Annotated in this window: 14 protein-coding genes; 11 read left to right on the forward strand and 3 right to left on the reverse strand. The window is 73.1% G+C overall.

What is annotated here, in order from left to right:
• The first annotated feature begins 128 nt into the window (after window positions 1-128).
• The 4 genes from ACFFGY_RS11695 to ACFFGY_RS11710 are packed head-to-tail and all read left to right on the forward strand — an operon-like array spanning window position 129 to window position 3,670.
• Entirely contained in the window at window positions 129-584 is a 456-nt protein-coding gene (locus ACFFGY_RS11695; RefSeq protein WP_377044676.1) for a 6-pyruvoyl trahydropterin synthase family protein, read from the forward strand.
• Window positions 581-1,621, forward strand: a complete 1,041-nt coding sequence (locus ACFFGY_RS11700; protein WP_377044677.1) for a glycosyltransferase family 4 protein — start codon at window positions 581-583, stop codon at window positions 1,619-1,621. The genes ACFFGY_RS11695 and ACFFGY_RS11700 overlap by 4 nt, the downstream gene beginning before the upstream one ends.
• The gene (locus tag ACFFGY_RS11705; RefSeq protein ID WP_377044678.1) at window positions 1,614-2,486 is read left to right on the forward strand and encodes a class I SAM-dependent methyltransferase; all 873 of its coding nucleotides are present in this window, start codon (window positions 1,614-1,616) and stop codon (window positions 2,484-2,486) included. Before ACFFGY_RS11700 ends, ACFFGY_RS11705 begins: the two co-directional genes overlap by 8 nt.
• Window positions 2,483-3,670 carry a four-carbon acid sugar kinase family protein gene (locus ACFFGY_RS11710; RefSeq protein ID WP_377044679.1) on the forward strand — a complete coding sequence of 396 codons (1,188 nt, stop codon included), beginning with the start codon at window positions 2,483-2,485 and terminating at the stop codon, window positions 3,668-3,670. The genes ACFFGY_RS11705 and ACFFGY_RS11710 overlap by 4 nt, the downstream gene beginning before the upstream one ends.
• 97 nt (window positions 3,671-3,767) lie before the next feature.
• Here the strand turns inward: ACFFGY_RS11710 and ACFFGY_RS11715 are convergent, their stop codons facing one another.
• Window positions 3,768-4,232, reverse strand: a complete 465-nt coding sequence (locus tag ACFFGY_RS11715; RefSeq protein WP_377044680.1) for a GNAT family N-acetyltransferase — start codon at window positions 4,230-4,232, stop codon at window positions 3,768-3,770.
• Between the two features lie 59 nt (window positions 4,233-4,291).
• On the opposite strand from ACFFGY_RS11715, the gene ACFFGY_RS11720 reads away from it, so the two are divergent.
• The 7 genes from ACFFGY_RS11720 to ACFFGY_RS11750 all read left to right on the forward strand — a co-directional run bounded on the left by ACFFGY_RS11720 (window position 4,292) and on the right by ACFFGY_RS11750 (window position 10,428).
• A complete protein-coding gene (locus ACFFGY_RS11720; RefSeq protein ID WP_377044681.1) occupies window positions 4,292-5,314 on the forward strand; it encodes a hypothetical protein in 1,023 nt (340 codons plus the stop codon).
• 543 nt (window positions 5,315-5,857) lie between these two features.
• A complete protein-coding gene (locus ACFFGY_RS11725; protein WP_377044682.1) occupies window positions 5,858-7,282 on the forward strand; it encodes a dihydroorotase in 1,425 nt (474 codons plus the stop codon).
• Entirely contained in the window at window positions 7,279-7,749 is a 471-nt protein-coding gene (locus ACFFGY_RS11730; protein WP_377044683.1) for a GNAT family N-acetyltransferase, read from the forward strand. The genes ACFFGY_RS11725 and ACFFGY_RS11730 overlap by 4 nt, the downstream gene beginning before the upstream one ends.
• A gap of 241 nt (window positions 7,750-7,990) precedes the next feature.
• Window positions 7,991-8,965, forward strand: a complete 975-nt coding sequence (locus ACFFGY_RS11735; protein ID WP_377044684.1) for an N-carbamoyl-D-amino-acid hydrolase — start codon at window positions 7,991-7,993, stop codon at window positions 8,963-8,965.
• Between the two features lie 82 nt (window positions 8,966-9,047).
• Window positions 9,048-9,410 (forward strand): hypothetical protein, encoded by a 363-nt coding sequence (locus tag ACFFGY_RS11740; RefSeq protein WP_377044685.1) that lies wholly within the window; start codon window positions 9,048-9,050, stop codon window positions 9,408-9,410.
• 223 nt (window positions 9,411-9,633) lie between these two features.
• On the forward strand, window positions 9,634-10,020 hold the full coding sequence (locus ACFFGY_RS11745; RefSeq protein WP_377044686.1) for a hypothetical protein: 387 nt from the start codon (window positions 9,634-9,636) through the stop codon (window positions 10,018-10,020).
• A 141-nt stretch (window positions 10,021-10,161) separates the two neighbouring features.
• Complete coding sequence (locus ACFFGY_RS11750) at window positions 10,162-10,428, forward strand: hypothetical protein (protein ID WP_377044687.1); 267 nt, start codon at window positions 10,162-10,164, stop codon at window positions 10,426-10,428.
• Window positions 10,429-10,553: 125 nt separating this feature from the next.
• Here the strand turns inward: ACFFGY_RS11750 and ACFFGY_RS11755 are convergent, their stop codons facing one another.
• Together ACFFGY_RS11755 and ACFFGY_RS11760 are read right to left on the reverse strand one after the other, a co-directional pair.
• Entirely contained in the window at window positions 10,554-11,726 is a 1,173-nt protein-coding gene (locus tag ACFFGY_RS11755; RefSeq protein WP_377044688.1) for a M20 family metallopeptidase, read from the reverse strand.
• Entirely contained in the window at window positions 11,723-13,162 is a 1,440-nt protein-coding gene (locus ACFFGY_RS11760; protein ID WP_377044689.1) for an amidase, read from the reverse strand. The genes ACFFGY_RS11755 and ACFFGY_RS11760 overlap by 4 nt, the downstream gene beginning before the upstream one ends.
• Between the last annotated feature and the right edge of the window lie 156 nt (window positions 13,163-13,318).

A 13,318-nucleotide genomic window follows, 5' to 3' on the forward strand; every position in this document is an offset into this window, starting at 1 on the left:
CTGACGCCTTCGTCTTGACGCCGCGCAGCGCTGACGCCGGGGATGCGTCGCCAGTTCGGCGCGCGAAGGCTATACGGAAGCGTCGGTGGCCGCGGGCCATCAGGGCCTTGTAGGAGGGCGTGCGCGCCGTGTTCAGCCTCACCGTCGCCGATCACATCATGGTCGCCCATTCCTTTCGCGGCGAAGGCTTCGGCCCGGCGCAGCGCGTCCATGGCGCCACCTTCGTGGTGGAGGCCGAGTTCCGCGCGCCCCGGCTCGACAGCGACAACCTGCTGGTGGACATCGCCGCCGCGCGGGTCGAGCTGCGGCGCATCCTGGACGGCATCGACTACCGCAACCTCGACGAGGTGCCGGAGATGCGCGGGCAGAACACCACCACGGAATACCTGTGCGGCTTCATCCACGCGCGGCTGTCGGACGCGCTGCGCGACGGGCGCCTCGGCGCGGGCGGCAAGGTGGTGCAGTGGCTGAAGGTGGTGCTGCGCGAAAGCCCGTTGGCCTGGGCGGGCTACGAGGCGCCGGTCAACCTTGGGGCACCGGACGACGCGGCGGCGGTGCCGGCGGCGACGGAGATGCTGTCGTGAAGATCGCTCTGCTGGTGCCCGCCCCCTTCGACGCGGTGAGCGGCGGCTACGCCTATGACCGGCGGCTGGTCGAGGGCCTGCGCGCCGGCGGCCACGCGGTGCGCGTGGTGGAGCTCGCCGGCCGGCATCCGCAACCCGACGCGGCGGCCGAGGCAGCGGCGTGCGCCGCGATCGAAGGCTGCGAGGCGGACGAGGCGGTGGTGATCGACGGGCTGGCGCTGCCGGGCTTCCTGCCGGTGCTGGACGTGCTGGAGGAACGCCGCGCCGTGGGGCTGATCCATCACCCCACCGCCGTCGAGACCGGCGTGCCCGAGGACGTGCGCGACCGGCTGCGCGAGCGTGAGCGCGCGATCTTCCCGCGCCTGGCGCGGCTGGTGACGACCTCGCGCCTCACCGCCTCGCGCCTGCCGGAAGAATTCGCGGTGGAGCCGGCGCGCGTGGCGGTGGTGGAGCCCGGCACCGATCCAGCGCCGCGCGCCACGGGTTCGGGCGGTGGTTGCGAGATCCTGTCGGTCGGCGTGCTGGTGCCGCGCAAGGGACATGACGGGCTGATCCACGCGCTGGGCCGGCTGCGCGACCTCGACTGGCGTCTGACTGTCGTGGGGCCGGAGCGCAATCCCGATCACGCGGCCACCCTGCGCGCGCTGACGGAGGAGCTGGCGATCGCGGAGCGGGTGCGCTTCGCCGGCGACGTCGACAGCGCCGCGCTGGAGCGGCTCTACGCCGGGGCCGACATCTTCGCGCTGTTTTCCTGGTGGGAAGGCTACGGCATGGCCGCGGCGGAAGCGATGGCGCGCGGCTTGCCGCTGGCGCTGAGCAAGGGCGGTGCGCTGGAGGACCTCATGCCCAAAGGCGGCGGCATCAGTGCCGCGCCCGGCGACAGCGACAGCTTCTCGCGCGCGCTGCGTCGGATGATCTTCGACCTGCCGCTGCGACAGTCGATGGCGGAAGCCTCCTGGCAGGCGGGGCAGCGGCTGCCGCGCTGGGACGATCGTGCCGCGGCCTTCGTGCGGGAGCTGGAACAGGCGCGTGGCTGACCAATTCGCGGAACGCTGGCTCGCCTTGCGGGAACCAGCCGATGCCCGGGCGCGCGACGCGGCGCTGGCGGCGCAACTGATCGAGCTCCTGCCGGCACGGCCGCGCATTGTGGACCTCGGCGCCGGAACGGGATCGCTGTTCCGCTGGCTGGCGCCGCAGATCGCGCGGCCGCAGGCCTGGACGCTGGTGGACAACGACGCCGCGCTGGTGGAGCGCAGCTTCGACGTGATCGCGGGCTGGGCGGAATGGCATGGCCTGCGGGTGAGTGCCCCCAACAAGCGCGTGCTGCTGGTGCATACGCCGGCCGGCGCCTGGCGCGTGGAAGGGCTGATCGCCGACCTCGCCGACGCGCCGGAATGGCTCGCGCGGCGCGAGGCCGACGCGGTGACGGCGTCGGCGCTGCTGGACCTCGTATCCGACATCTGGGTGGAGGATCTGGCGGACGTGTTGCAGGTGCCCTTCTACAGCACGCTGGACGTGTCCGGCGCGGCGCGCTTCCTGCCGCCGATCGCGGGCGACGCCGCGGTGGCGCGCGGCTTCCGGCGCGACCAGCGGCGCGACAAGGGCTTCGAGGGCGCGGCACTCGGCCCCGAGGCCACGCGCGTCGCGGCCACGATCTTCCGGGCACGCGGCTTCGCGGTGCGGCGCGCGCCCTCCCCTTGGCAGCTCGGCCGGGGCGAGGCCTCGTTGCTGGCGGAACTGGTGGAGGGTCATGCCACCGCCGCCGCGCCGCACCTGCCGCGCACGGCGGCGGCCGTGCAGGCGTGGCGAGCGTCGCGGTTGGAGTCGCTGCGGCGCGGCCGCCTGCGCGCGCGCGTGCCACATGGCGACCTGCTGGCGCTGCCGCCGGAGCACGCGGCATGAGCCTGCACCTGGGTGGCCTCGCGCCGGACCTGCTGAGTGCCGTGGCGCTGGCCGGCGGCTTCGCGCGCGGCGGGCGACGCACGGTGCTGTGCCTCGACGTGCCGGAGAACGTCGCGGCGGAGGTCGACGCGGCGGTGTCGCTGCCGCCGGGCGCCGTGGATGCGCCACGCGCGGACGCGGCTGCGGCGGTGCTGCGCGAGGCGGAGGCCATGGTGGCGGCCGGCGCGGCGCAGATCATCGTGGCGGACGGCACGCCGCGGCACGGACTGGCCGCGCTGACGGAAGCGCTCGCCCGTCGACTCGGCACCGGCCTCGCCGTGATCGCGCCGGCCTCGCCCGGTGCGCGACGCACCGTGTACCAGGGTCACCTGTTCCAGGACGCGAACCTGCCCGACAGCGAAAGCCTCGTGCGCGTTTGGTCGCATGACGCGGGCGGCGCGGTGGGGCTGGTTCCCTTCACCACCGTCGAGGCCGGCGCCGCCGCGATCCGCCGCGACCTCGCGCGCCTGGCCGAGGGCGGGCGTCAGCACGCGGTGCTCGACGCGCTGACCGCCGCGCATCTCGACGCCATCGCGGAGGCCGTGGCCGCCTACCCGCTGATCCTGGGCAGCACGGAACTCGCCGCGCGGCTGGCGGCGCGCTTCCCGGCCGCGACGATGACGGAAGCGGAGGCCTGGCCGCCGGCGGAGGGTGCCGCCGCAATCCTGGTCTCCGCCACGAGCCGCACGAGCCTGGCGCAGCTGGGCGCGGCGCGCGCGCGGACACCGCTGCTGGAACTCGATCCCCTCGCCATGCCGGACGCGGAGGCGATGCTCGCGGCTGCGGAAGCCTGGCTGGACGGCGTCGCGGCGGAGCGTGTGGTGGTGGTCTCGACAGCCCTTCCGCCGGATCGGCTGGCACTGGCGCAGCGCCGCTTCGGTGCGGCGGAGTTGGACGCTCGGCTCGGCGCGGTGCTGCGGGCGCTGGCGGTGCGGCTGCGCGCGCGCGGGGTGCGCAAATTCCTGGCGAGCGGCGCGACCGCGGCCTCGGCGCTGGTGGGTGCCGTGGGGTCGCAACGCTTCACCGTCGGCGCGGAACTGGCCGAGGGGTTGAGCTGGCTACGCGGCGATGGGGATGTTTGGCTCTGCCTCAGCGATGGCGAGGCGGGCGGCCGCATGCTGCTGACGGAAGCCTTCGAGGAGTAGAACCGCCGCCTCGCACAAGCGGAGCCGGCTACGCCCGCGCGGTTGGTGTCATCGCTGGCGAAACCGCCACACCCGACGTTGCTGCCGAACGCAACGTCTAGAGCGAGGCCTCGGCGTCGAGTCGGATCACGAAGGACAGCCATCCCGCGCGCTCCGCCACCTGCTCGTAAAGGCGGATGGCGTCCTGATCGCCCGCGGGTACGATCCAGCGCAGGTGGCTCCAGCGGCGACGGCGTCCTTCCCCCGCCAGGTGGTCAAGCATGGCGCGGGCGATGCCGCGGCGACGGTGCTCGGGGTGCACGTAAAGGTCGTCCAGCATGCCGCAGCGGCGGGCAAACACGACCTCGGGCAGATCGAACAGGATGGCGAAGCCGGCCGGCGCACCGTCGCGCTCGCACAGCAGAACCTCGGTGCGCGGGTCGGCGCACAGCATCGCGGCGGCCGCGTGCCCGTCCGCCGGCTCGCTGCCGCGCAGCAGCGGCCGCATCTCGCCGGCATAGGATTGCAGCAGCGGCGCGATCACCACGCGCTCCGCCGGCGGGAGGAAGCGGAAGCCGATCACGGCCGCAACGGAAAAGGGCGCCGCGTTGCGGCGGCGCCCTCTCCAGCAACTGCGATCCGGTGTGGGATCAGCCGTTCTCCTCGCCCGCCGTTTCCGGCACGACGACCTCGGTCGTCTCCGTGGGCTCCGACGTCATCGTGTCGGCATTGGCGGCGGCGGCCGCCTCGGCCTTGCGACGGGCGCGGGTCTCGGCGCCCTTCTTGGCAGCGGCGGAACGCGCGCTGTCACCGGCCGCGGCGCGGCTGGTGGCGGCCGCACGCTTCGGCGCCGCGCTGCGCGCGGTGGTGCTGCGCGGCGTCGCGGCGGTGCTGCGGGCTGCGGGCTTGCGCGTCGTCGCCGCGGCCGTCGTGCGCTTGGCGGCGGCGGGGCGCTTGGCCGAGGTGGCCGAGCGCGCGGCGGTGGCACGGGTCGGCGCGGCCTTCTTGGCGGCGGTGGCGCGCGTCGCGGTCTTCGCCGCGGCCGGGCGGCGCGACGCGGGCTTCGCGGCAGCGGCGGCGGTGCGGGTCGTGCGGCGCGCGGGCGCGGCCTTGGCCGTGCTGCGGCTGGCGGCGGGCTTGCGAGCGGCGGCGGTGGAACGCGACGCGGCGGTCGAGCGCGACGCGGCGGTGCGGGCGGCGGGCTTCTTCGCGGCGGTCGCGGGCTTGGCGCGCGAGGCCGCGCTGCTGCGGGTCGCGGCGGGCTTCTTGGTGGCCGTGCTGCTGCGCGAGGCCGCGGCGCGGGTCGTGGGCTTCTTCGCGGCGGCGGTGGAACGCGACGCGGTGGCGCGCGTGGCGGGCTTCTTCGCGGCCGCCGGCTTGGCGCGCGAGGCCGTGGCGCTGCGCGTGGCGGCCGGCTTCTTCGCGGCGGCGGTACGGGCGGCGGGCTTCTTCGCGGCGGTGCTGCGGGCGGCCGGCTTCTTGTCGGCGGCAGCGGCGGTCTTGCGGCCGGCGGTGCTGGCCTTGCGCGTGGTGCTGCTGCGGCGCGTGGTGCTCACGGCCATGGCCTGCGCACGCGGTGTGCCGGGGTTGGTCTCATCGGTCATGTCTGCGATCTCCTGCGTGTTTCGTTGTTTCTGCGGGTCCGTCGCCACCGGGGCCGGGTAAAAGCGGTACGGCCGGCGCTGAACCCTGACGCTGTAGTCGAGTGGTGTTCGGCACTGCACGACGGAACTTCCGGATGACGTCAGGGGTGAGGACGCTGCGAACACCGGAAGGAAGCAACCCACGTTATGCTTCCGCCGATCTTCGCGAGGCGATCGCGCCCGCACCTCGTGAACAAGCCATCCTCCGCATTGCAACGCGTCGTACCTTGTGCCTCGCGGGATGCTGCGATCGCCGCGAATCGTGGGGAAGACGATGCGTTGTGCACGCTATCGGGACGCGCCCAGGGCTTGTCAACGAAAACGCAAGCTGCACACGCGCATTTTGAATTGTTTACGCGCCGGTGCATGCGCCGGTGCGGGCCGCGCGTACCGCAACCGCGCCCCGACCACGCGGGCGCGTCGCGGGTACACTCGCGCGTCGCCGCCGATGCGGCGCGGCGCAGGCGGCATCGACGCCGCGACGTGACGTCGCAGGGCATGAGGTCTAGCCTGTTCGCGGAACCCCTGAACGCCCGCCGCGCGGGCCAGAGCATCCGAGGACAGCATGAACGACGCGCAGCCGCCGGCCGGCGGGATCTACGACAGCCTGGTGCGGGGCGACCTCGTGTTGCCGGACCGTATCCTGCGGGATGGCTGGGTTGCTGCCGCGGGCGGCACGATCGCCGCGATCGGCACCGGCGAGCCGCCGCCGGCGAAGAGCGTTGCCGACCATCGCGGCCACCTGGTGTTTCCAGGGCTGGTGGACGGGCACATGCACACCAGCAGCTCCACCGGCTGGCCGGGCATCGAGGGCGCGACCTGTTCCGCGGCCGCCGGCGGCGTCACCACCTGCGTCGACATGCCCTACGACGTGCCCGAGGCGGTGACCGATGCCACCGTGTTCCGGCGCAAGGTGGAGGCGGTGGAGCAGCTGTCGCACGTCGACGTCGCGCTCTACGGCACCATCCGCAAGCACGGCGGCGTGGATGCCATCGCGGGCCTGGCCGAGGCGGGTGCCTGTTCCTTCAAGCTTTCGACCTATGAATATGACGAGCGGCGTTTCCCGCGCATCGACCACAACACAATGCTCGCGGCCTTCGCCGAGATCGCGAAGACCGGGCTGATGGTGTCGGTGCACAACGAGGATCAGGAGCTGGTGGAGCACCTGACCGCCGAGGCCAAGGCAGCCGGGCGGACTGACCCGATCATGCACTGCCGCACCCGGCCGCCGATCACCGAGAGTATGGCGGACCTGGAAATCTTCGAGCTCGGCCTGGAGACCGGCGCGCATGTCCACATGGCGCATTCCTCGCTGGCGCGCGGCTTCGACATCGCGGCCGACTTCCGCCGCGCGGGCGGCAAGGCCTCGGGCGAGGCCTGCCTGCAGTACCTGTGCATGACCGAGGAGGACATCATCCGCCTCGAAGGCTTCGGCAAGTGCAACCCGCCCTTCCGCACCGCGGCCGAGGTGGAGCGGATGTGGGCGGCGCTGGCGGCGGGCAAGATCGGCTACGTCAGCACCGACCACGCGCCCTGGCCGCGCGAGCGGAAGGTGTATCGCGGCGACATCTTCACCGTGGGCGCGGGCCTCACCGGCATGCAGTCCTTCGCGCCGGTGATGTTCACGCTGCTGCTGGAGCGCGGGCTCTCGCCCTCGCTGCTGGCGCTCTACTGCGCCGAGCGTCCGGCGCGCTTCCACGGGCTGTTCCCGCGCAAGGGCGCGATCCGCATCGGCGCCGATGCCGACCTTTGCGTGATCGAGCAGGGCGACTTCCGCTTCGACGCAGCCGAGATCCGCGATCGCGAGGATGCGCGCTGGTCGCCTTATGACGGCCGTGCGGTGAAGGGCCGGGTGGCGGCAACCTACCTGCGCGGCCACTGCATCTGGAACGGCGCCGAGGTGCTGGCGAAGCCCGGCACCGGCCGCTTCGTCGCGCGCCAGCACCGCGACACCTATATAGGAGAGGACGCGACGGGCGCCGCGGCGTGACGACGCCGCGCATCCACGACGCCGGGGTCGCCGATCTTCCGGCGGTGGTGCGCCTGCTGGCGGACGATCACTTCGGCGCGGCGCGCGAGGCTCCGGGGCCGGTTCTCGACCGCCGCTACGCCGATGCCTTCGCCGCCATCGTCGCTATCCCGGGCTGGGCGGTGATGCTGGCGGAGGAGGACGGGGCGGTGGTCGGCTGCCTGCAATTCATGGTGCTGCCGCAGCTCTCCCACACCGGCACCGCGAGCGCGCAGGTCGAGGGCGTTCGCGTCGCGGCCTCGCACCGCGGCGCCGGGATCGGGTCGGCGCTGATGCGCGCGGCCATCGCGCGGGCCCGCGACGCGGGGTGCGGCACGATGCAGCTCACCAGCCATGCCAGCCGCGTGGACGCGCGCCGCTTCTACGAACGGCTGGGCTTCGCGGTTTCGCACACGGGGTTCAAGCTGAACCTCGGCGGCACGGGCTGACCCGACCGGCCCGCGGAGCTGCGGCGCTTGCCGGCATCGCTGCCACGCGGGGGGCGGTGGTGCGGCCGGAAAGGGGTGTGCGCGGAACCATCGCATCCGCCGTCGCCTGGCACGGTGCCGCCTTCCCGCGCCGGGTGATCACGCGGCGGGCAGCCTTCCGCCGGGGCATCGGGAAAAATCGGGGTGGACCTGACGGCCACGTCTTGGCGCGGGGGGTGCTGATGTGCGACTCCACCGCGCCATGACACGCATCCTCACCGTCGCCGGGGCGCAGCTCGGCCCCATCCAGAAGTCCGAAGGGCGCGACGTCGCCGTCGGGCGTATGGTCCGCCTGATGGAGCGCGCGCACCAGCGCGGCGCCCAGGTCGTGGTGTACCCGGAGCTGGCGCTGACGACCTTCTTCCCGCGCTGGTACGAGGAAGACATCAGCAACGCCGACAACTGGTACGAGACGGCCCTGCCCTCGAACGAGACGGCGCCGCTGTTCGAGGCCGCGCGGAAGTACAACATCGCCTTCCACCTGGGCTACGCCGAGAAGACGCCGGACGGGCGCCGCTTCAACACCGCGGCCTTCGTGGACCCGTCGGGCGAGATCGTCCTGAAGTACCGCAAGATCCACCTGCCCGGGCACAAGGAATACGAGCCGCGCCGCCAGGTGCAGCACCTGGAGAAGCGCTACTTCGAGGTGGGCGACCTGGGCTTCCCGGTGGTGCGCGCGCCGGTCGCGGGCGTGGACGTCAATGTCGGCATGCTGATCTGCAACGACCGCCGCTGGCCCGAGGCCTGGCGCGAGCTCGGCCTGCAGCAGGTCGAGCTGGTGATGCTCGGCTACAACACGCCCTCCATCAACCAGGACCGGAAGGGCTTCGAGGCGCATCACCTGCGGGTGCTGCATTCCCACCTGTCGATCCAGGCCGGCTGCTACCAGAACGCCTGCTTCGGCGTGGGCGTGGCCAAGGCGGGCGTGGAGGACGACCACGAGCTGTTCGGCCATTCCATCATCGCCAACCCGCAGGGCGAGATGATCGCCCAGGCCACCACCTGGGACGACGAGCTGATCGTGGCGGATTGCAACCTCGACCAATGCGCGCTGGGGCGTTCCACCATCTTCAACTTTGCGGCGCATCGCCGGCCGGAGCATTACGGCCGCATCACCGGCCAGGTGGGCTCGGTGGAGCCGCCGCGCTGGCAGCCGCCGGTGAACGCGGCGGAGTAAGCGGCCGCCGATTAGCGGGGAGGCGGCGGGAACGGGCGGGCAGGTCGGGCGTTGTGGTCACGAACCGAACGGAACACCGCTCATGCGTCGCGTCGCTTCCAACGCCCTCCTCGCCCTCACCCTGGCCGCCGGCGCGCTGCTGCCGGGCGGCCGGCCTGCCCATGCGCAGGACGCCGCGCAACGGGCGCAGCAGCAGCTCAACACCGAGATCCAGCGCAACGACGCGCTGAACAATCGCAGCGACGCCCCGCCGTCGCGCCGCGCGCCCACCGGTAGCGCCGGCTCGGCCGCCCGCGTGGAAGGGATGGAAGCGCAGCGGCCGAACTTCCTGACGCAGCAGGGCGCACCGATCGACAACCTCAAGGGCGGCGAGTTCCTGAGCAAGCCGGACGTGACCAACGCGCCCCGGCTGGGTCGTGCCGGGGACGCTGGTCTCAGCCGCTGATCGGGTCGCTGAACCAAGCCGCTGCCTGCTTCGCCGGTTGCTGAGCGGCGGCTCTGAACCGGGTCGCCGGGCTGCCTCGCCGAATGGTCCGGCGTGGCTTGGCACGGGTACTGGCGTGTGGTGCAGCGCTTCGGGGAGGCTGCCGCACCCTCGGCGGAACGTTACGCCTGCAACGCCTCCTGCCCTGCGGCGTTGGAGAGGTCCGAAGCAGGAGGAAGCCAGGGTGTTCCGTTTTGTCGCGCCGTTGAAGGTCGTTGCCGTTGCCGGTCTGGTCGGCCTGGGAAGCGTCGCGGCCCAGGCGCAGCAGATCGACGGGCCGCTGGGGCAGGTCCTTCAGAACATGCAGCAGCGACAGAACGGCGATGCCCGTCGCCTGGAGGCCGAGCGCCAGCGCGAGAACGCCGACCGTGAGCGCGCCTGGCGCGACGAGGACCGGGCGCGGCGCGAAAGCGACCGTCGCGGCTGGGAGGACCGTCGCCGCCGTGACGCCGACATGCAGCGGCAGCGCGACGACCAGCGGCGGCAGCTGGCGGACCGGCAGCGTCAGCTGAACGAGCAGCAGCGCCAGTTGGACGAGCAGCAGAGGCGCTTGGCCGAACAGCGTCGCTGAGGTGGTTCCCGGCGGGTCGGAAGCGTTCTAGCCACGGAGTCGTGCCGTGCTGCCCGAGTCGTGGTGTCCCGGCATCCGATGGCGCGGCACGATGCGACGTCGGTCGCGACGTCCCTGCCCGCTCCTCCATGAGGCACCGCCATGGTCCGCCTGATCCTGCCCGTCCTGGTCGCGCTTCTCGCCGCGCCGGCATCGTCCCGGGCGGCCCCGCTGGACGGGATGTTCGACACTTCTTTCGAGCGGTTGTTCCGCGGCGGCCCGGCCGAGCAGCGTGACCCGGCCCTGCCCTCCGCCCGGCAGGTGCGCGAGGATGACAGCCGCACGATCCGCCAGGAGCTCTGGCAGGCCGAGAAGCGGCACCTGGGCCTGCCCATCCCGTCGGAGCTGCAGCCGCCGCCGACCGGCTGAGCCCGGCGCTGCGGCCCTCCCCCGGATGGGGGGAACCGGCCCTCCCGCGCGGAGCGGGCCGGTTGCCGGTCCGGCGGCCGCTTCGACGGCCTCCCGTTCAGGGACGCCCGCTCAGCGACGCCGGCTCAGAGGCCGGTAGCGCCGAGACGCAGGATGGCGCGGGCCAGGGCCTGGGCACGCGGCACCATGGTCGCGATCTCCAGGTATTCCTCCGGGCTGTGCGCCTTGCCACCCACGGGGCCCACGGCGCAGAGCGTCGGCGCCCCCATGGCCGCGGTGAAGCCGCTGTCGGCGCAGCCGCCGGCGAACTCGCCGGTGATGGCGAGGCCGCTCTCGGCCGCCGCGGCGACGTAGCCCTCGAACAGGCGGGCGGCGTCGGGCGTCTGGGTCAGCGGCACGAACTCGCCCTTGATTGTCAGCGTGGCGCGGGTGCCCGGCACGGTGGAGCGCGCGACGATGGCGTGGATGCGCTCCATGATCTCCTCGCGGTCGCGGGGCTCGACGTAGCGCAGGTCGATCTGGCCTTGGGCGGAAGGCGCCACGGTGTTCACGCTCTGCCCGCCGTTCACCAGCCCGACGTTCAGCGTGATGCCGCGCGCAAGGTCGGTCAGGGCGTGGATCGCGATGATCTTGTGCGCGAGCTCGCCGATCGCGCTCACCCCGGCCTCGAAGTTGCCGCCCGAGTGGGCGGCGCGGCCCTCGATGTCCATCACCATGAAGACGCCGCCCTTGCGGCCGGTGACGACGCCGCCGTTGGGGCGGCCGGGCTCGCTGTTGAACACGGCGCGGGCGGACTTCGCCTCGCGCTCGATCACCGGGCGGCCTTCGGGGGAGCCGATCTCCTCGTCGCCGGTGAAGAGGCCGACCAGCGGGCCGGGTGCGCCGCCGAACTTCCGGAAGGCGGCCAGCACGAACATGTTCATCACCAGCCCGGCCTTCATGTCGCAGACGCCGGGGCCGGTGGCGATGCCGTTCTCGATGCGGAAGGGGCGGCGCTGCGGCTCGCCCTTGGGGAACACCGTGTCGCGGTGGCCCATCAGCAGGATGTTCTCCCGCCGGTTGCCGCTGGCGAGTTCGCCGCCCTCCACCGTGGCGCGCAAACAGTCGCCGAAGCGCTCGCCGGGGATGGTCTCGACGGCGATGTCGTGCTGGCCGAGGAAGCGGCGGACCTGCTCGCCCACCGCATCGACGCCTGCCTTGTCGTAGGAGCCGCCGTCGGTGTCCACCATCTCACGCAGGGCGGCCACCATGGCGTCGTGCTGGGTGGCCAGCCAGTCGGTGATCTCGCGCTCGCTCATGCCGTGTGCTCTCCGGAGTTCTTGGTGGATGCCACCCGGTGGGCGGCGAGGTTGGCCATCGGGAAGGCCGCGGCCTGCTCGATCACGCGCGCGGCGCGGAAGCACAGGTCGTCGCGACCCTGCGCCGCCGCGACCTGCACCGCGCGCGGCATGCCGTGTGCGTCGAGGCCGGTGGGTACGCTGATCGCCGGCTGGCGGGTCAGGTTGAAGGCGAAGGTCCAGGGCGCCCAGTCGCGCCACAGCGCTTCCGTCGGGTGCAGCGTCGGCTGGTCGGCGGCAAAGGCGGCGGTGGGCGTCGAGGCGGTCAGGATCAGGTCGTAGCGGAGGTGGAACTGCCCCATGGCGTGCGCCGCCTGGGTGCGCATGGCCTCGGCGCCCAGGAAGTCGATGGCGCTCATGCCGCCCTCGCGGCGGGCGACCTCTTCCAGCCCGGCATCGAGGAAGGGCTTCCGGTTGTCGGGGGTCAGGCCCACCATGCGGGCCAGCGCCACGCCCCAGACGCGGCCGAAGACGTGGCGCGTGTCGGGCAGTTCGGGATCGGCTTCCTCCACCGTGGCGCCGGCCTCGCGCAGCCAGGCGGCGGCCTGCTCCATCGCGGCCTCGCCCTCGGCGTCCAGCGGCGCCTCGAACCCTAAGCGGCGGACCAGGGCGACGCGCATCCCGGCCACGCCGTTCTCGATGCCCGAGCGCCAGTCGCGCGGGTCGTCGGGCAGGCAGAAGGGATCGCGCACGTCGGCCCGCGCCATGGCGCCCAGCATCAGCGCCGCGTCGCGCACCGAACGCGTCATCGGCCCGGCGCAGGACACCGAGCCGAAGGCGCTGTGCGGCCATTGCGGCACGCGGCCGTAGGTGGGCTTCACGCCGACCAGGCCGCAATAAGCCGCCGGGATGCGGATGGAGCCACCGGCATCGGTGCCGATGTGCAGCGGCCCGAAGCAGGCCGCCCCGGCCGCGCCGGCGCCGGAGGAGGAGCCGCCGGTGGTGCGCTGCGGGTCCCAGGGGTTGCGGGTGATGCCGTGCAGCGGGCAGTCGCCGGGCGTTTTCCAGCCGAACTCGGTGGTGGTGGTCTTGCCCAGGATCACCGCGCCCGCGGCCTTCAGCCCCATCACCGAGGGCGCGTCCTCGGCGGCGGGCGTCGCGTCGGTGATCTTGCTGCCGCGCCGCGTCGGGAAGCCCGCGAGGTTGAGCAGGTCCTTCACCGTCACCGGCACGCCGTCCAGCGGGCCGATCGGCCGGCCGGCGGCCCAGCGCGCCTCGCTCTCACCGGCCTGGGCCAGGGCGCGGGGGTTCAGTGCCGCGAAAGCGTTGACCCAAGGGTTGTAGCGCGCCACCCGTTCGGTAACGGCCTTGAGGGTTTCCACGGGGCTGAGGGCGCGCCGGGCGTAGAGCGCGAGGAGCTCCTCGGCGCTGAGGAGAGCTGGATCGGTCTGTGTCATGCGGGGCGGCATCCTGCGCCGGTTGCACGCGGGGGGAAAGGCGGGTGGTGTGCCACCTCTGCGCGCACCGCTCCGACCAGCGGTTTGACTGGCGGTCCGCCTCGTCAGCGGGGCGTCTCGACGGCCCCTGTGGGCGCGTGCCACACAGTCCGGGCC

The organism is Roseomonas elaeocarpi (assembly GCF_042433915.1).
GTDB classification, from domain to species: Bacteria; Pseudomonadota; Alphaproteobacteria; order Acetobacterales; family Acetobacteraceae; genus Roseomonas; species Roseomonas elaeocarpi.

Bases quoted from the DNA above. Each gene is read 5' to 3' on its own strand.
- ACFFGY_RS11750 (WP_377044687.1), top strand. From the start codon at position 10,162: ATGGTCCGCCTGATCCTGCCCGTCCTGGTCGCGCTTCTCGCCGCGCCG.
- ACFFGY_RS11755 (WP_377044688.1), bottom strand. From the start codon at position 11,726: ATGAGCGAGCGCGAGATCACCGACTGGCTGGCCACCCAGCACGACGCC.
- ACFFGY_RS11760 (WP_377044689.1), bottom strand. From the start codon at position 13,162: ATGACACAGACCGATCCAGCTCTCCTCAGCGCCGAGGAGCTCCTCGCG.
- ACFFGY_RS11735 (WP_377044684.1), top strand. From the start codon at position 7,991: ATGACACGCATCCTCACCGTCGCCGGGGCGCAGCTCGGCCCCATCCAG.
- ACFFGY_RS11710 (WP_377044679.1), top strand. From the start codon at position 2,483: ATGAGCCTGCACCTGGGTGGCCTCGCGCCGGACCTGCTGAGTGCCGTG.
- ACFFGY_RS11740 (WP_377044685.1), top strand. From the start codon at position 9,048: ATGCGTCGCGTCGCTTCCAACGCCCTCCTCGCCCTCACCCTGGCCGCC.
- ACFFGY_RS11725 (WP_377044682.1), top strand. From the start codon at position 5,858: ATGAACGACGCGCAGCCGCCGGCCGGCGGGATCTACGACAGCCTGGTG.